The organism is Kordiimonas sp. UBA4487 (assembly GCF_002389025.1).
GTDB classification, from domain to species: Bacteria; Pseudomonadota; Alphaproteobacteria; order Sphingomonadales; family Kordiimonadaceae; genus Kordiimonas; species Kordiimonas lacus.
The window spans coordinates 719,569-737,609 of the sequence record NZ_DGNR01000013.1; the positions used below are offsets into that span (position 1 = coordinate 719,569).

Consider the following 18,041-nt stretch of genomic DNA (forward strand, 5'->3'; position numbering starts at 1 on the left):
TTGATCCAGATCAAGCACAGACGATGTCCTCATGATTAACGTTCCGACCTGACGCGAACAGGTGGGGCGCATCATGCTTTGTATTTCTAAAGGCAGCCGTGTTGCGGTAACGGGCGCAACTGGCTTCATCGGTCGGCATGTGACTGCGGCGCTGGCGCATGCGGGCTTTCGCCCGGTGGTGCTTGCCCGGTCTCCGGATATGGCGGCACGGGTGCTGCCGCCTGGAACGGAGGTAAGATATGCCGACATTCTTGAACCCTGCTCCCTTGCCAATAGCCTGCCCGATGTCGCAGCAGCGGTTCACATAGCCGGGTTTGTCTCGGTGCAGGCAGCGGACAAGGCTGCGTTAAGGCAGGTCAATATTGACGGGATGCGGAACATGCTGGCGGCATCTCGCCAGGCTGGTCTGGCGCGCTTGCTCGTCATGTCCAGCACGTCCGCTGTCGGGGCGCTTCCGGCGCACCGGCCTGCAGATGCCCTTGATGAGCATGCTCCGTTCAACCTGGCGGGCGCCGGTATCCCCTATGTAACGGCAAAACGGGCTGGCCATGAGATGGCCCTTGGGGCCCGAAGAGATGGCGACCCCGTTATCACATTGAGTCCTACTTTCGTGCTGGGCCCGGGTGACGGCCCAAGAAATGGCACAGCTCTTATCGACCTTGTTAGCCGCAGTCGGCTTCCCGTGTGGCCGGATGGTGGCGTAAACCCCATCGATGTTCGCGACGTCGCTGCCGCCACCGTGGCGGCGCTGGCCTGTCCATCCCCCGAAGATCATTACATCCTTGCTGGACGGGACAATATCGCCCTGACGGCTTTGGTGAGCCGGATTGCCCGCTTGTCCGGGGCTCGGCCTCCATGGTTTAACATCCCATATCCGTTGGCACTTGGTGTCGCCGCGGTTGCAGAGACCTTTGCGCCGCGCGGTGCCCTGACAACAGCCGGGGTGCGGCTATCACGCTATTACTGGTATTTCAATGCCGACAGGGCGCGCAGGGGCCTCGGGCTGGATACACGTCCTCTGGATATCACACTCAAGGACACGCTTGCCTGGTTGCAGGCACGGTGTCCTGCCGCCCTCCATCCACGACAGGAGCCTTCATGAAAATTCTTCTGATCAATCCGCCGTGTGGCGACCATACCATCGGGCTTAAAAATATAGCCAAGATCGAACCACTCAATCTGGAGCTGCTTGGGGCCATGGTCGGCGACCGCCATGAGGTTCGCCTGGTGGATATGGAGGTCGCGCCCCAGGATCTGGACCTCACCCTGCGAGAGTTTATCCCCGATATTGTGGGCGTCACCTCTGAAGTTGTGCATGTGGAAACCGCGAAACGGGCACTTGCTCGGGCACGCCTGGCAGCGCCTCACTGCGTTACGGTCGTTGGGGGACACCATCCCACAGTGTGGCCGCAGGATTTTCTGGACCCGGCCATTGATCTGGTGGTGCGCGGGGAGGGCACGGAGGCCTTCCGCGACATATGCGATACCGTTGCTGATGGCGGCCGAACCTTTCACCATATCGACGGGCTGATGATCCGTGAGGGTGACGTGCTGACGCCGACAAAGCCCCGCCCATTGCCGCAGACGCTGGACCACCAGCCGATGCCTGATCGGTCGCTTACAGCTCGCTACAGGCATAAATATTTCTATCTTTGGGAACGTCGGATTGCAGCGGTACGCAGTTCGGTGGGATGCAGCTTCCCCTGCATCTTCTGTTCTTGCAGGGTTTATTCCCATGGCGGATTCATCCCGCGTTCGCCGGAGTTGCTGCTTGAGGAAATTGCCGGTCTTGAAGAAGAGTTTGTTTATCTGTGCGACGACCATGCCTTCCACGATCCCGAGCGTATGTGGAAACTTGGTGAAATGCTGTTGTCCGCCGGGGTCAAGAAGCGTTATTTCACATACGCTAGGGTGGATTCAATCGTGGAAAACAGGGAGCTCTTTGCCCTGTGGGCGCGGGCGGGTCTGCAATTGGTGATGTCGGGCCTTGAAAGCCTGGACTATGAAGCGCTGAAGCGAACGGGTAAGCGGGTGGAAAAGGGTCGGGACGAAGAAGCCCTTGCGATCCTTGACGACCTTGGTATCGGCATGAGTGCGGGGTTCCTCGTCGAGCCACATTTCGAAGAAAAAGACTTCCTGGCCATTGACGACTATGTGAAGCGACACCCCGCCATTCTGTTGACCGAATTCACGCCCTTGACCCCGCTGCCGGGCACGCCCCTGTACCGGAAGGTGGAGCCGGACCTCATTTCAAACGACAGACAACTATATGACCTGCAGCATTTTCTCCTGCCCACGGAAACGCCGACAAAACGCCTCTACCAGTTGATGCGTCAGGCTTATTCGCGCGTCATCCGGCGGGCAGTGATGAAGCTGGGCCTTTGGCGTCCGGGCAACTGGTCATGGCATTACATCCGAATGTTTGGCGGCCTGATGCGCAACTACAAGGCGCTGAAAGCGGCCCATCTACACACACCGCCGACCGTACCTGATGCAAAATTGGAAGACGCGGCATGATCAGCAGGTGGGGTTCCTATGTTGTGGACTATCTGGGCTGGTCCGGTTTTCACCTGTATGGTACCGGGCTGCCGTCCATCTTCATTGACCCGCCGAAAGGTACGCAGTTCCCGGATCGCGGCGACATCCTCATTCTTATCACCCATGGCCATCCAGAGCATCTGGGCGGGACGATAGATCTCCTCAATCGGCCTTGCCGCAGTGGCAACATCACGCTTGTCGCTTCGACGTGGCTGTGCCGGTATTTTCGGCGCCACTATCCCAAGGCCAACCTGACATTGCACCAGGCAACCGAGGGAGAGCAGATATCCCTGCCGGGTGATATCAGCCTCTCGGTTTTCGGTTGGACCCATATGCCCCTTTTGCCACCAGGCCTGGCGCCGGCAGTACGGCATCTGGGGAAGCTGATCAGAAAAGCACCGACCGCCTGGCGGATCGTGCGTATGATGATGAAGGGGCCCAAATGGGCAGGCCCCATGCTGGGTTATAGAATTGAATACAGAGGTGCCATCTTTGTAGTTGCATACGGCGAGGGGTTGCACCGGCGTTGCGCACCTGAAGCGGTCGCCCGGCACTGCGCTGGCGCCCGGCAAGCTTCGCTTCTTGCGGCGGTTGAACCCGAGGATGAGAATATGCTTCCCTGTCTCCTGCGTTCCGCGGGGATAGGGCATGTCATTCTCTATGCCCCGCACAGCGACTGGCGAACAGCGTTCGGTCTGCCTCAAGCAGATCTTCCTCGGCTGAAAAAGGCCCTGGAATCCGAGGAGCTGCCGGTCGACATCGCGGCACAAGCCTACATCCCTCAATAGGAGGCAGGTGCAAGAAAAGGCGGCTGGCACGTTGCGATGTGGCCTTTCCACGTTTTTCCGCGAAACTGTGACAATCGGTCTGTGCAGCGCATGAGAAGAGATGGTCCTCAAATGCCACTTCGATGCAGAAATTGCGCTTCCGTTGGCGCGCTGGGATATCTCCAATTAGCCAAAAGCGGGCATAAGCCTCCAGCGAAGAATATCCCCGTGGCTTTGTATCCAAATTCAACAGATTGTTTAGTACGGTCCCATCAAGAGCTTTGATGTGTCGCGGCATGCCGGGTCGCCACAATGCTGGCAAACCACCACAGGGTGCAAGGTCTTGCCACAACTGTGAGTGATGACAGCATGTTCGCCCGGATTGGCCTCATACCAGTCCTGGCCCCACCGTATAAGGGTGAGGACAACCGAAAGCAGGTCTCGTGCTTTCTCAGAAAGCTGATATTCATAGCGGGGCGGATTATCTTGATACCGGCTACGCTGCATCAGGCCAGTGTCTACGGCGCGTGCCAGTCTGTCCGCCAGGATGTTGGTGGCGATCCCCGTTGACAGCAGAAAGTCGTCATAACGGCTTATGCCGATCAAAGCCATCCGCAAGATCAAGGCCATCCATCGGTCCCCAATGATTTCAGCAACTTCATGGAAAATCTTGGTGTTTGTGCGGTTCAGTCCTGCCTGGCGGCGACGTTTCACAAAGCCCTTTTGGCCCAGCATGAAAGCGTTACCCCCTTCAAAGGATAGACCCTTTGCGGCAACTGTATCGCCGCAGGCTTTGCAGTGCAGTTCCGGTATCAGCTCATGGCCGCAACCGGTATGAACAACCTTAACCTCAGGTCCTTCGCTGGCGTTCCACTTTTGCTCCCACGCGAGCATCAGTAGGGCGGTTGGGAAAAGGGCGAGACCGCGCTCTTCCAGAATATATTCCTGATGCTTGCCATTCCCCACCGGGCGTTTTGCCAGCAAACCTTCCTGAACCAGATATTTCAGGCGGTCACTTATCAGCGCTTTCTGCAGGCCGGTTGACTGTTCGAAATCAACAAAGCGGCGGCTGCCAAGCCAGCAGGCCTCCAGAATCAGAAGGATGGCTGTGTCGCAAACAACATCGAATGCTTTCCAGACACCTGTCTGAAGTGCGGCTTCCTGCTGTGCCGTTGGGTGGGGTGAACTCATACCAGTTGATTACCTGACAAATTGAATCAAAAGGCATGGTATCAACGATACTTTCGAATGTCCTCCCCATTCGCCCAGGTGGAGTGCGTGCCGCTGGGGATTCGCTCCGGCAGCATGATCCTGCAGACCGGGCCGTCTTCAATTCGGCGGGCGTCGACAAGAACGGCCTCGGATGTATTGGTGTTCATGTCCGTGATGAAGCTTACCAGATAACCGTCGTCTTCTTCAGTCGCACCAACGCGCGGCACAAAGGGGGCTTCACTGCCGTAGCGGTTTTCACCGAAGTCCAAACGGGTTTTCTCACCGGTCTTGAGGTCGTGCTTCACCAGGCCTTCAAACAGGAACCACCCTTGCTTTGGCTTTGCGCTGTAGGCGTACCGGTAAGGTTTGCCGGCAAATTTCTGGTTGAACATGCCGAATTCCAGATACTCGTCATCCAGCTTTTCCTCGCGTGTTTCACCTGTTTTCAGGTTGAAGCGCCAGCGGTGCAGGCGCGCGCCAAGGGTGGTCAGGTCCAGGAAGGTTGCCATCATGGCGTATTTGGGCGGCACGTGATCCACCATTTTTGCCGGGAAGGGGTCTTCCTGGAAATAGCCGTCCAGAATAATTTCGTCGCCTTCTTCCCAGGCATTCAGCCAATGCAGCACATATGTGGGTTCGGCCTCGAACCAGCGGATGTCCTCCGGCTTTCCCTTGCGCGGGATAATGCCGAACCGGGACTTCTTGGTTTTGTCGAACATGGGAATATGGATGCCCTGCTCCAGGGCATCCGGGCGGTAAAACATCGGGAAGTCGTTGACGATGGCAAAGTTCTCGGTGAAGGCCATGTCATGCGGCATGCGCGGGCCGGGCAGGTCCACCGGAATATAGTGTTCCAGATTGCCGTCGGCACCCACGAGGCCATAGTGCATGTAGGGAGCTTCCAGGCTATAGTTGAAGAACAGCAGTTCGCCGGTGTTTTCATCCAATTTGGTGTGTGCGGAGATGCCAGCTTCCGGACACCAGTCGACCGTGCCGTCATCCTCGAGCGTATAGGGGTCCAGCTTGTAGCCCTGGCCGCACTGCCAGTAGGTGGTGATGACCTTGCCCGCATGCACGATGACATCCGTGGAGGACGCATCCTTGAGGCCGGGCTGCTGCACTTCACCCGGCCGTTTGGACATGTTGGGGATGGCTGTCCAGCCCGACCATAGCGCTTCGCCCGCGGCCTGTTCCTCGCGGAAGGCGTTCGTCTGGATGAAACGATTGCGGTAGGTGGCCTTGCCGTCCTTGAAGCTGATCATATGCAACATACCGTCGCCTTCGAACGGGTGATACATGCCCAGTGGCCGGTGGACGGGGTTTTCTGTGTTGCGGATGTAAACACCGTCAATGTCTGTCGGGATGGTGCCGATCACTTCCATGTCGGTGGCGTTATATTCCCGGTGCATCGGCGCCCAGGCCCCGCTCATGTAGGGGTGATTGTTTTCACGAATCGACGTTTCATATTCCCGGACAAGTTCACTGGCCATGCTGCTTCCCCAAATTTGCTTCATAATTTCAGACGTTGACGCACCATGCCTAAGTTAGTATGGTTTTGCAAGTTACTATTTTGAAGCGGGGGAAATATGGGGCAGGCAGTCTTTGTCATTGGCGGGTCGCAAACGGATTTTGCGCGCAATTGGGCACGCGAAGGCGGTGGCCTGCATGAATTGATGGACACATCAATAAACGGCGCCCTGGACCAGAGCGGCATGGCAGGGTCGGACATCGAGGTGGCCCATATCGGCAACTTCGTTGGCGAATTGTTCGCGGGCCAGGGCAACCTGGGCGGATTTCTGGCGACCATCAACGCTGACCTGATGGGCATACCGGCCAGCAGGCATGAAGGTGCGTGCGCGTCCGGGTCATTGGCGATCCTTGCTGCCATGGCTGATATTGAGGCCGGCAGGTATGGCACGGCTTTGGTGACGGGTGTGGAGCTTATGCGCAACGTGCCCGGGAGGCAGGCCGCAGATTTCCTGGGTGCCGCAGCATGGCAGGGGCGTGAAACGGACGGCAGGAAATATGTCTGGCCATCCATTTTCTCTGACCTTCTGGAATTTTATCAGGACCGGTACGGAATTGAGCGAGAGCATCTTGCGGCAATCTCCCGCAAGAATTTCGATAATGCGAAAGTCAATCCATTGGCCCAAACGCGAAACTGGGAATTTCCCGCTGACGCCTTTGGCGAAGATGATGACGCGAACCCCGTCATTGAAGGCTCCATAAGGCGGTCGGACTGCGGACAGGTGACCGACGGCGCCGCGACAGTGATCCTGGCGGGTGAGAAGGCAGCCGCGGCCTGGGCCGCACGGCACGGCAAAAGCCTTTCGGACCTGCCCCGGATTTCTGGCTGGGGCCACACCAGCGCGCCCATGATGCTGGCAGACAAACTGAAGGCAGCGCCGACGGAAGGGAATCTCTTCCCCATGATCCGCAAAGCGATTACCGACGCCTTCAAGCGCGCCGATATTCCCGGGCACCAGGCACTGGACGGCATTGAATTGCATGACTGTTTTTCCATCACAGAATATATGCTCACCGAACATTTCGGCCTGACCGCGCCAGGCGAGGCCTGGAAGGCGATCGAGGCGGGCGATACCTTGAAAACAGGCAAGCTGCCGGTGAATGCATCTGGCGGGCTGATCGGCGGTGGGCACCCTGTTGGCGCCACCGGCATCCGGATGCTGCTGGATGCCTCAAGGCAGGTCACGGGCCAAGCGGGAGACTGCCAGATAGACGGTGCCCGGCGGATGGCCACCATGAACATCGGCGGCTCGGGTGTTACCAACGTCTCCTTCGTTGTGGAGCGCTAGCATGTATATCTTCGACGCCCTCTACACGCCTCGCGGGGCGGCCCGTAAGGGCGGCGCCTTGTCCGGCGTTGCCCCGGCCGATCTGCTGGCAGGCACCATTGACAGCATGCTCACCCGCGCGCCAGAAGCGGCGCCGGCGGGTGTTTTTGCCGGCTGCGTGACCCAGTCGGCCGAGCAGGGCGGGCATATCGCCCGCACTGCGGCTTTGCTTTCCGGCCTGCCTGAGCATACAGCTGCGTTGACTCTCAACAATTTCTGCTGTTCGGGCCTCGATGCGATCTGGACCGCCGCCCTTCATGGCAGCGCGCAAAACAGCCTGCAGCTGGCTGGCGGGGTGGAGAGCATGTCCCGCGTTGCGCCCTTCTCCGATGGTGGCCCCTACTATAGCGACCCGAAGATGATGCAGCGCACCGGCTTTGTGCCCCTCTGGTTCGCGGCGGATTTCGTGGCGACCCTTGAAGGCATCTCCCGCGAAGAAGCTGATGCCTATGCCGCACGCTCACAGGCACGGGCGCAGGCACGCACTCCCGCCTCAGTGATCCCGGTCGAAACACCACATGGCAGGGTTACCAGCAATGAAACCCCGCGCGTGGGCGTGACGGCCGAAAGCCTCGCAGGCATGGAGCCAATGGCCGAAAAGCTAGGGCCCATGATTGCGGACAAGGCTTTTCTGGCGGCCTATCCGGACGCCGGGCCAGTCAATCATATCCACACCTTCGGGAATGCACCGGCGTTGGCTGACGCGGCTTCCATGCTGCTGGTGGGGGATCTTGCCGCCGGTGAGGCCGCCGGGCTGAGGCCAAAAGCAAGAATTGTCAGCTATGCGACTGTGGCAGATGATAAGCTCCTTTCCCTGACCGGTGGCCTGAAGGCCGCGCGCGAGGTATTGGATAAGGCAGGCATGAGCGCGTCTGACATTGATCTGTTTGAGTTCAACGAGGCCTATGCGGCTGTTTGCATCCAGTTCATGCGACATCTGGATATTGATCTGGACCGTATGAACACAGGTGGCGGGGCGATTGCGCTGGGGCATCCCATGGGGGCAACGGGCGGCATATTGCTCGCGACGCTGCTGGAATGTCTGGAGCGGGAAGGCAAGTCCACCGGAATGGTCGTCATATCCGGCGCTTCCGGGCTCGGGTCAGCGATGATCATTGAACGACTGTCCTGACCGATCAGGGACGCAGCGTTGAGGCAAGGCACACAAGGGAAGAAATGATGAAACTTTTGAAATCCATGATGGTTGCCCTGATCGCAACGACGATTGGCTTGGGCACCATGTTCTTGGCGGGGGGCGAAGGCCCGCAGGTATTTGGCTTGCCGATGATGGTGGTGTGCGGCCTGTTGGCCTATGCGGTGAACTGGATTGCTTTTGTTCCGGCGGCGCTTGCCCAGACCGAAAAATACTATGACCTGATGGGTTCCGTTTCCTACCTGGTAACGATCGTCGCTGCCTGTTTACTGAGTGCGCCACTGCATGAAAGGGCGCTTGTTGTTGCGGCTCTGGTCATCATCTGGACAGTGCGCCTCGGCAGTTTCCTTTTTGCCCGGATCAGGGCTGACGGCCAGGACAAACGGTTTACGGAAATCAGGTCCAACCCGGCACGTTTCTTTGTTACCTGGACCATCCAGGGTGCGTGGGTAACGCTGACGGCTGCGGCGGCGTTTCTGATCATTACATCGGCCAATACAGCCCCGCTGGGCGCTGCTTTCTATGCGGGTGTTGCCATGTGGGTCGTTGGTTTTGCGTTTGAGGCCGTGGCGGACAGCCAAAAGAAAGCCTTCAGGAACAACCCGGAAAACAAAGGGAAGTTCATCCAGAGCGGCCTTTGGGCATGGTCGCGGCACCCCAACTATTTTGGCGAACTGCTGCTGTGGTCGGGCATCTTTGTGATCTCGCTTCCGCTCCTGAGCGGGATGGAGTGGATCGTCTTGATTTCACCGGTCTTTGTCTATTTCCTGCTCACGAAGGTCAGCGGGATTCCGCTTCTTGAGAAGCTCGGCAAAAAGAGGTGGGGCGAAGACCCATCCTATCAGGCTTACCTGAAACGAACTTCGCGCCTTTTGCCGCTCCCTCCTTCGAACGCGCGGTAGCGTAGCTATAGGGAAGGTGCCTCTATCAGCAATGGGGCGAAAGCGGACGGTGGGCTTCATGCGGTGCATGAATTGTCGTTTCCCTTGAAAACCAAATAAACCCCTCCTAGTGTTATGCAACAGTTGCATGGGCGTATCGTAGGGAGAGTGGGGTTGACACAAAAGCCGCCAATCAAGATGGCAGATTTGGCGAAACTCGCGGGGGTTTCCAAGTCGACAGTGTCGCGCGCTCTGGCTGACAGCCCGCTTATTCCCCAGGAGACGAAGCAGAAGATTGCGGCGCTGGCGAAAGAGCATAACTACCGCCTGAACAAGCGGGCCCGGAATTTTCGCACCAAGGAAACGCTGACAATCGCTGTGCTGATTCCGGATACCAGGGAGAAGGACTGGCGGCTTTCCGACCCCTTCTTTCTTGAGCTTCTGGGCAGTATTGCCGATACGCTGAATGACCAGAACCACGAGCTTCTGCTGGCGAAATCGTCTGTCAGTGCCGAAGAGTGGGCGCGGGACCATATTGAGCGCGGCACCTGCGACGGTGTGATCTTGGTGGGGCAGGGCACCCAGCATGAAGAAATCAACAAGCTGGCGGAAGGCAGCACACCATTCGTTGTGTGGGGCGGCCTCCTTGATGGCCAGCATTATTGCACGGTGGGCAGCGATAACCGCCTGGGCGGTAAAAAGGCCAGCAGTCATCTGATTGAACGCGGCCGCAGGCATATTGCGTTTCTGGGGGACCGGCGCCTGCCCGAGGTGGCGCTAAGGTACGCCGGGTATCAGGATGCGCTTGCTGCGGCAGGCCTGGATGTGGATGCCAGCCTTGAAGTTGTGACGCCCTTTGGTGGCGAAGCGGCCTACAGGGCAGTGGCAGATTTTCTTGACAGCGGCCAAGCTGTTGACGGCATTTTTGCTTGTTCTGACGTGATCGCGATGGCGACGATCCGGGCGCTCAGGGAACGCGGGCTTTCCATTCCCGAAGATGTGGCAATCGTGGGGTATGACGATATTGCTTTGTCATCATACTATAGCCCGCCGCTGACCACCGTGCGGCAGGATTGCCAGCGTGGCGGGCAGGAACTCGTATCCCGTCTTCTTGAAATCATTCAGGGAGGCAAGCCTGCCCCCCTGATGCTGGATACCGAGATTGTCGAACGCGCCTCGACCTAGTATCGTTAATCTGAAGTTCGCCTTATCATTTGAGGCAGGCAATTTGCGAACTTCAGATTCTGAAACGATACTAAGTCTTTTATTCTAGTGAGGTTTAGGGATTTTAAGTTCCCAGAAGCGCGCCTCCAAGAATGAAGGGAACTTAAAATCCCCCTCACTAGGCGAAGCTGATTACCAACAGGGCAGTGACCGTCAGCAGGATCACCGACAGAACGCGGTAGTTGGCGTACCAGGGCGTGCCCTTGAGTGCCACCGTTTCTGCGCGGTATACGTCGGTTGTCCAGGTCAGACCGTCAAGCTTGTCCGTGCCCGGTGCGGGCGACATCAGGCTGGCGACAATCAGGATCACGGTGCACAGCGCGCACAAGATCGGTGCGGCATACAGGAAATGGATCGATGTTGCATCCATCACTTCATTGGCTACGAACAGGCTGATGCCTGCGATAGTGCCAATGAGGATGGTCCAGAAAGCGCCGGTAGCGTTGGCGCGGCGCCAGAAGGTGCCCACCAGGAACAGCACCACCACAGGCGGAATGCTGTAGGACAGGATCTTCTGCAGGTATTTGAACAGGGAACCGAAATTCTCAATCTGCGGCGCCCACAGGACCGACAGGATCATGAAGACGAAGGTCAGCCAGCGGCCGGTTTTCATCAGTTCCTGTCCAGTGGCTTCGGGGCGCGCGCGGCGGATGAAATCCATCGTCACAAGGGTGGATGCCGAATTGAGCGTGCTGTCGATCTGCGACATCAGCGCCGCAATAAAGCCTGCGATCACAAGGCCTAGAAGCCCGGTGGGTAACAGGTCAAACATCAGGGTTGGGTACACCAGGTCGGCGCGCTCAAGGTCCGGATACAGAAGGATCGCAAAGGTGCCAGGCAGCACCATGATGAACAGCACCGGCAGCTTCAGCGCGCCTGCAAACAGGCTGCCCAGCTGGCCGTGCTGTACCGATTTGGCGGAGAGCACCCGTTGCACCATGAACTGGTTGGTACACCAGAAATAGAAGCCGATCAGCGGTACGCCGGTTGCCAGCCCCAGCCAGGGCAGGCTGGTGTCATCCAGGGGGCGGATAAGGCTCAGCTTGTCTGCGGACACCGCAGTGGTGACAGCTTCCCAGCTGCCGATTTTGTCAAACGCCACGATGGAAATCACCACCGCGCCAATCAGCAGCAGGCCTGCCTGTATGGCGTCTGTGTACATGACGGCGGCAAGCCCGCCCATCATGGTATAGATGCCAGCCACGAGCGCGAGAATCGCGATGATCTGCCACACGGGCAAGGCGGGGAAAACCATTTTCACCACCAGCGCACCGGCGAACAGGCTGCCGGCGGTATCCACCACAATATTCAGGAAGATGGTCAGGCCGGAAAAATACAGCCGGGCACGGGCGTCAAAGCGGCGCTCCAGGAACTCGGGCATCGTGAATACGCCGGATTTCAACACAAAAGGCAGCAGGAAGATGGCGAAGAACACCAGGACAACAGCTGCCATCCATTCGTAGTTGAACACTGAAATGCCAGTGGCATAGGCGTCTCCTGCCAGCCCGATCAGCGTGGTAGAGGAAATATTGGACGCGAAAAGCGAAAGGCCGATGAAAGGCCAGACCATCTTGCGGCCAGCCAGGAAATAGTCCCCTGCGTCTTCATGCTTGCGGCCAAGCATAACCCCAAGCGTCAGTACAAAAACAAAATAGGCAGCCAGGATCGCCAGATCCACCGGATGCATCGAAACGCCAAAATCAGGCATTTGCCCCTCCCAGAATATGAAGCCCACCGGCTGCCGACCTTCCCGTTGGCATAGTATGGCGGTGGACAGGTTGCTTTTACCATAGCGTAAAAAATAAATTACGCAACCGGTTGCATAAAGTTCTTGCAACCGGTTGCATATGAGCGTATGACTCGAAGCTGTGGAAGGTGCATTGAGCTTTGGGGGGCTCTTTGCAGAGTTTTTGATTACAATGACCTGGGGAGGTTTATGATGAAGAAATATAGCCCTTACGGCTTGCTGGTTTCCACATCCGCCATGGTGATGGCGGCAGGTGCCCATGCTGCGGATGATGCAGCTGATGCGCAAAAACCAGCAGAGATGCCCCTTGAAGAAATCGTGGTAACAGCAGTTGCCAACGCCACATCGCAAATGATGTCCAGTGTATCTGTATCATCCGTCAGCCCTGACGAGATTCAGAAATATGCACCACGCTCGGCCGCGGAAATCTTCCGTAACATCCCGGGTGTACGGTCCGAATCGACAGGCGGTGAAGGCAATGCCAACATTGCTGTACGCGGTTTGCCGGTGGCGGCTGGCGGCGCCAAGTTCCTGCAGCTCCATGAAGACGGCCTGCCGGTCATGGAGTTTGGCGACATTGCGTTTGGTAACGCCGATATTTTCCTGCGCGCCGATTATTCCATCCGGAGAGTCGAGGCGGTTCGCGGTGGGTCGGCCTCCACATTCGTGTCCAACTCGCCAGGCGGGGTGATCAACTTCATCTCCAACACCGGTGAAGAAGAAGGCGGCAGCCTCGCGCTCACGCGCGGCCTTGACTATAACACCACGCGGGCGGACTTCGCCTATGGTGGCCCGATCGGCGATGACCTCCGTTTCCATGTTGCAGGCTTCTACCGCGTTGGCGAAGGCCCGCGCGAAGCTGGCTATAACGGCAACAAGGGCGGCCAGATCAAAGCCAATATCACCAAGGAATTCGAAAACGGCTTCGTACGCCTTTACTTCAAGCACCTGAATGACCGGTCCATTGGCTATCTGCCGATGCCCGTACTGGTTTCCGGCACCAATGCCGATCCGGAAATCGGCTCTGTTGAAGGGTTTGATGTGTCCGGCGATACGCCACACAGCCCCTTCTTTCAGAGCAACTTCGGGCTGGACGGCAATGGCGCGCGCCGCACGTCTGATGTAGCGGACGGCATGCACCCAGTCAGCACGGCTGTGGGCGGCGAATTCAACTTCGATTTCGATGACGGCTGGAACATCACCAACAAGATTCGTGTAGCCAGCACCAAAGGCCGCTTCGTCTCGCCGTTCCCGGCGCAGGTGGCTGATGCGTCCTCTATTGCTGAATCCATCGGTGGCGCTGGGGCAACGCTTGCGTTTGCCAATGGCCCATCGGGCGGTGACGCCATCGCAAGCCCGTCCAGCCTGAACGGCAATGGGCTGGCGATGCGCATGCATGTGTTCGATACCGAAATCAATGACTTCGGCAATTTCGCCAATGATTTCAAAGTCACCAAATCCATGGACATGGACAGTGGCGCCGCCATTGACCTGTCGGCCGGCTTTTACAAAGCCAGCCAGTCGATCGACATGGATTGGCTGTGGAACAGCTACCTGATGGAAATCAAGGGCGACGGCGCAGCACTTCTGGATGTCTATGATGCAGACGGGAATGCCGTCACGGAAAATGGCCTTATTGCCTATGGCGTGCCCTTCTGGGGCAACTGCTGTACCCGCAACTATGACACCTCCTATGATATCGATGCGCCGTATGCGTCTCTCAGCTACATGCAGGGCAACCTGACGGCTGATGTGTCTGTCCGCTATGACCGGGGCAGTGCGTCCGGCACCTATGCGGGTGCTGTTCAGATGGCAAATCTGGACGTCAACCAGGACGGCGTGATTTCAGTGCCAGAGCAGAGCGTGTCGGCGGTGGATAACGCCAACCCGATGCCGGTTGACTATACCTGGAGCTACTGGTCCTGGTCTGTGGGCGCCAACTATGCCTTCAACGATGATCTCGCCGTCTTTGCCCGCGCCAGCCGCGGTGGCCGTGCCAATGCCGACCGCCTGCTGTTTGGCAAGGTGAATGCTGATGGGTCTGTCGCAGAGGAAGACGCGGTTGATATGGTTGATCAGTATGAGCTGGGCGTCAAATACCGTACCGGCAGCTTCGGCCTGTTTGCGACCGGCTTCTATGCCAAAACGCAGGAACAGAATTTCGAGGCCACGACCCAGACATTCTTCGACCGCACCTACAAGGCTAAAGGGCTGGAGCTTGAAGCCAGCTACTTCAATGGCCCGTTCGACCTGACGGCGGGGATCACCTACACGGACGCGGAAATCTCCAAGGACGCCCTCAATCCGACGGTTGTTGGCAACACACCGCGCCGGCAGGCTGATTTCATCTATCAGGCGACGGCCAGCTATACGGCCGACCGCTTCTTCTTCGGTGCCAACATGATCGGCACCACCAAGGCCTATGCGCAGGACAGCAACGAGCTGGTTATGCCCGGCTATACGCAAGTCAACGCATTCGCGGGTTATCAGATTGTCGACGGGCTGACACTCAGCCTCAATGTCAACAACCTGTTTGACGCCGTGGGCCTGACGGAATCCGAAGAAGGATCCATCGTCGAAGGCGTGGACAATGTGATCCGTGCGCGGTCCATCAATGGACGCACCACGACGCTGACACTGAAGTACGTCTTCTAGGCGCTCATATGAGTCCAAGTACGCCTGTGCCATGTTTCTTCCATCCCTTATCGGCATGGCACAGGTTTTCCCTTGGTGCGGCTCTGTCCCCCCAAATCCATACACAGGGCCGCACCGCCCCTTTTTGTTAATTGAGTTTTGATGCAAATGAGAAAACAGACCGCACATACCCATGGTGACACCTGCTTTGATGGCCGTATGGCCCGGTTCGGCGGTGATCTGCGCGCGGCGCTGACGGCCCTTTACGGCAAGCGCACCGATTTCGCGGATTGGCATCAGCGGCTGATCGACCTTGTATGGCGGGCATATGATGCGAGGCCCCAGCACCTGAAGGCGCTGGATGAAGCGCGGGCAGCTGCCGACAAGCCCTGGTACCAGGACGCGAAGATGCTGGGCTATATGTGCTACCCGGATCGGTTCGCGGGCGATTTTGGCGGCGTGAAGCAGAAGATCCCCTACCTTCAGGAACTGGGGGTCACCTATTTGCACCTGCTGTCCGTGCTGAAGGCGCGGAAGGGCGACAGCGACGGTGGTTTCGCCATCGCGGATTATCTTTCGACCAACGACAATCTGGGCAGTATCGATGATCTGGAAGGCCTGATCAGCGACCTGCGGGATGCAGGCATCAGCCTGTGCCTCGATTTCGTGTTCAACCACACGGCGCGGGAACACGAATGGGCCCAGCGCGCCATCGCCGGTGAAAAGGCATTCCAGGATTTCTATTTCATGTATCCCGACCGCACGGTGCCAGATCAGGTTGAGCCGCTTCTTGATGAAGTGTTCCCTCAGACGGCGCCCGGCAATTTCACCTATGTGGAGGAGGCAGAAAAATGGGTCTGGACAACCTTCTATCCCTATCAGTGGGACCTGAATTACCATAACCCGGCGGTCCTGTTGGCGATGCTGGATAACCTGTTTCAACTGGCGAACCGGGGTGTTGAAATCTTCCGCCTGGACGCCGCCATCTATGTCTGGAAACAGCTGGGCACCCATTGCCGCAACCTGCCGGAAACCCATGAGCTGATCCAGTTGTTCCGCGCCGCAGTCTCCATCGTGGCGCCAGGCGTGGCGCTGAAGGCGGAAGCCATGGCCGGGGCGCGGCACATCACCAAATATTTTGGCCATGCGGACCAGGCAGGCAAGGAATGCCAGCTCGCGTACCATAACGCCGCGATGGCGGCGCTGTGGGACAGTCTGGCGACAGGCAGTGCGAAACCGGCTTACGATATGCTGTCGGCCCTGCCGGAAAAACCGGAGGGCACTTCATGGGTCTATTATGCCCGCTGCCACGATGATATCGGCTGGGCGGCGCTCAGGGACACCAAAGGCGCTGAATGGGGCGCGAGTGACGAGCACTTGAATTGGCTGTGGCGCTTCTATGCGGGCGAGGTGGACGGCAGCTTCGCGCGCGGCCTCAGGTTCCAGCCGGTGCCGGGCGAGGCGTTCGCTGGCAGCAACGGCACGCTGGCATCGCTCGCGGGGCTTGAGGCGGCGCTTGAGGCAGGCGACGACACAGCGCTCGATCTTGCCGTTCGCCGAATCCTGCTTCTCCATGCCGTTCCCATGGCGCTCGACGGCATCCCACTCATCTATATGGGCGACGAACTGGCGCTCTTGAACGACTATGGCCATGCCGACAGTCCGGCCCACCAGGACGGCCGCTGGCTACACCGTCCGGTGATGCCGGACGGGCTTGAAGGCTTTATCCCTGTTCACCAAAGCGCCTATGCGCGGGTGCGCGCCGGGCTCCGGTCTCTCATCAAGGCGCGCAAGCATTTGCCGCTTCTGGGGGCGATGAACAGCTCGCGCTACCTTGACGCTGGCAACGACCATGTGCTGGCATTCGTCCGCCCTGCGAAAGATGAGGTCATGCTGTGTCTTGCAAATTTCAGCGCCAGCGAACAGTCTGTGGATGCGGGCGTCATTGAAGAAGTGCTTGGGGCCGGGGCGCGGGATATCAGCCCCTTGAACGGCATCTGCGGGCGGCGCCTTAATGAACTGGGTCCGTACCAGTGCCGCTGGATACTGGGTGAGAAGACGGAGTAGGGGATGAGCAAGCTGATTGGCGCGGTTGAAGCCGGGGGCACCAAATTTATCTGTGCGGTCGGTCGGGGGCATGATGATATCGTCGCCCAGGCCACGTTCCCGACCACCACGCCCGAGGAAACGCTGGACCTGTGCGCCCACTTTTTTGCCGACACCGCTGCGACGCACGGACCGGTAGAGCGCCTTGGTATTGCTGCTTTCGGCCCACTTGACCTGGACCCGGCCTCTGCCACCTATGGTGCGCTTCTGGATACACCCAAGCCGGGCTGGGCTGGTACCAATTTCATAGACTATTTCAAGCAGCATCTGGGCGTGCCCACAGTGCTGGATACTGACGTGAACGGCGCTGTTCTGGCTGAAGTGCGATGGGGCCATGCGCGCGGCTGCGACAGCGCCGTTTACGTGACAGTTGGTACCGGCATTGGCGGTGGTGCCTTTGTGAATGGCAAGCTGGTGCACGGCCTGCTGCACCCGGAAATCGGTCATATCCCCATGCCGCGTGCGCCGGGTGATGAAGCCTTTGCGGGGGGGTGCCCCTTCCACGATGACTGCCTTGAAGGGCTGGCCGCCGGCCCGGCAATCGCAGAACGTTGGGGTGTGCCGGGTCAGGACCTGCCCGAAGGCCATAAGGCCTGGGAATTTGAGGCCTTTTACCTGGCGCAGATGTGCCGGTCCATCACCCTGATGCTGTCCCCGCAGAAGATCATCCTGGGCGGCGGCGTAATGGCGCGTCCCGGGCTTATTGAAGCTGTGCGGCAGGAGTTTGCCAAAGCACTTGCCAGCTACGTGCCGGTCGCTGCGCGCGCAGGCGGGCTGGATAGTTACATCGTGCCGCAATCCCTTGGCGGTGTTTCGGGGTTGGCTGGGGCGTTCGCGCTTTGCTCCTAGCCCTCACCGGCATGGGAGCCGGGGGGCGGAACATTGCCTTGAAGCCCGCTTCGGGCCTATTCCGTTGAAAAACTC

The 18,041-nt window shown here is 58.4% G+C and carries 13 protein-coding genes; 10 read left to right on the forward strand and 3 right to left on the reverse strand.

What is annotated here, in order from left to right; translation table 11 throughout:
* Positions 1–73 precede the first annotated feature (73 nt).
* Genes B3Z17_RS15025 through B3Z17_RS15035 form a run of 3 tightly spaced genes read left to right on the forward strand, consistent with a single transcriptional unit; the run spans position 74 to position 3,326 of the window.
* On the forward strand, positions 74–1,102 hold the full coding sequence (locus B3Z17_RS15025) for an NAD-dependent epimerase/dehydratase family protein (RefSeq protein ID WP_286830614.1): 1,029 nt from the start codon (positions 74–76) through the stop codon (positions 1,100–1,102).
* Complete coding sequence (locus B3Z17_RS15030) at positions 1,099–2,517, forward strand: B12-binding domain-containing radical SAM protein (protein WP_286830615.1); 1,419 nt, start codon at positions 1,099–1,101, stop codon at positions 2,515–2,517. The genes B3Z17_RS15025 and B3Z17_RS15030 overlap by 4 nt, the downstream gene beginning before the upstream one ends.
* Positions 2,514–3,326, forward strand: coding sequence for a hypothetical protein (locus B3Z17_RS15035; RefSeq protein WP_286830616.1), 813 nt, complete (start codon positions 2,514–2,516; stop codon positions 3,324–3,326). Before B3Z17_RS15030 ends, B3Z17_RS15035 begins: the two co-directional genes overlap by 4 nt.
* Positions 3,327–3,563: 237 nt before the next feature.
* On the opposite strand, the gene B3Z17_RS15040 is transcribed toward B3Z17_RS15035, so the two are convergent.
* On the reverse strand, positions 3,564–4,496 hold the full coding sequence (locus B3Z17_RS15040) for a winged helix-turn-helix transcriptional regulator (RefSeq protein ID WP_286830617.1): 933 nt from the start codon (positions 4,494–4,496) through the stop codon (positions 3,564–3,566).
* 41 nt (positions 4,497–4,537) lie between these two features.
* Positions 4,538–6,007, reverse strand: a complete 1,470-nt coding sequence (locus B3Z17_RS15045) for a carotenoid oxygenase family protein (protein WP_286830618.1) — start codon at positions 6,005–6,007, stop codon at positions 4,538–4,540.
* Positions 6,008–6,103: 96 nt separating this feature from the next.
* Here B3Z17_RS15045 and B3Z17_RS15050 point away from each other — a divergent pair, with 96 nt between their 5' ends.
* From B3Z17_RS15050 to B3Z17_RS15065, 4 genes are all read left to right on the forward strand, one after another.
* Positions 6,104–7,333, forward strand: coding sequence for an acetyl-CoA acetyltransferase (locus tag B3Z17_RS15050; protein WP_286830619.1), 1,230 nt, complete (start codon positions 6,104–6,106; stop codon positions 7,331–7,333).
* 1 nt (position 7,334) lies between these two features.
* The gene (locus B3Z17_RS15055) at positions 7,335–8,504 is read left to right on the forward strand and encodes an acetyl-CoA C-acyltransferase (protein ID WP_286830620.1); all 1,170 of its coding nucleotides are present in this window, start codon (positions 7,335–7,337) and stop codon (positions 8,502–8,504) included.
* A 47-nt stretch (positions 8,505–8,551) separates the two neighbouring features.
* Positions 8,552–9,427 carry a DUF1295 domain-containing protein gene (locus B3Z17_RS15060; RefSeq protein WP_286830621.1) on the forward strand — a complete coding sequence of 292 codons (876 nt, stop codon included), beginning with the start codon at positions 8,552–8,554 and terminating at the stop codon, positions 9,425–9,427.
* A gap of 153 nt (positions 9,428–9,580) precedes the next feature.
* Positions 9,581–10,591: a LacI family DNA-binding transcriptional regulator gene (locus tag B3Z17_RS15065; RefSeq protein ID WP_286830622.1), complete on the forward strand. Its 1,011-nt coding sequence runs from the start codon at positions 9,581–9,583 to the stop codon at positions 10,589–10,591.
* 157 nt (positions 10,592–10,748) lie between these two features.
* Here B3Z17_RS15065 and B3Z17_RS15070 read toward each other — a convergent pair whose 3' ends face one another.
* Positions 10,749–12,338 (reverse strand): sodium:solute symporter, encoded by a 1,590-nt coding sequence (locus B3Z17_RS15070; RefSeq protein ID WP_286830623.1) that lies wholly within the window; start codon positions 12,336–12,338, stop codon positions 10,749–10,751.
* 231 nt (positions 12,339–12,569) lie between these two features.
* Between B3Z17_RS15070 and B3Z17_RS15075 the strand changes: the two genes are divergently transcribed.
* From B3Z17_RS15075 to B3Z17_RS15085, 3 genes are all read left to right on the forward strand, one after another.
* A complete protein-coding gene (locus tag B3Z17_RS15075) occupies positions 12,570–15,032 on the forward strand; it encodes a TonB-dependent receptor (RefSeq protein ID WP_414672779.1) in 2,463 nt (820 codons plus the stop codon).
* A gap of 147 nt (positions 15,033–15,179) precedes the next feature.
* Positions 15,180–17,078, forward strand: a complete 1,899-nt coding sequence (locus B3Z17_RS15080) for an alpha-amylase family glycosyl hydrolase (RefSeq protein ID WP_286830625.1) — start codon at positions 15,180–15,182, stop codon at positions 17,076–17,078.
* A gap of 3 nt (positions 17,079–17,081) precedes the next feature.
* On the forward strand, positions 17,082–17,966 hold the full coding sequence (locus B3Z17_RS15085; protein ID WP_286830626.1) for an ROK family protein: 885 nt from the start codon (positions 17,082–17,084) through the stop codon (positions 17,964–17,966).
* The last annotated feature ends 75 nt before the right edge of the window (positions 17,967–18,041 follow it).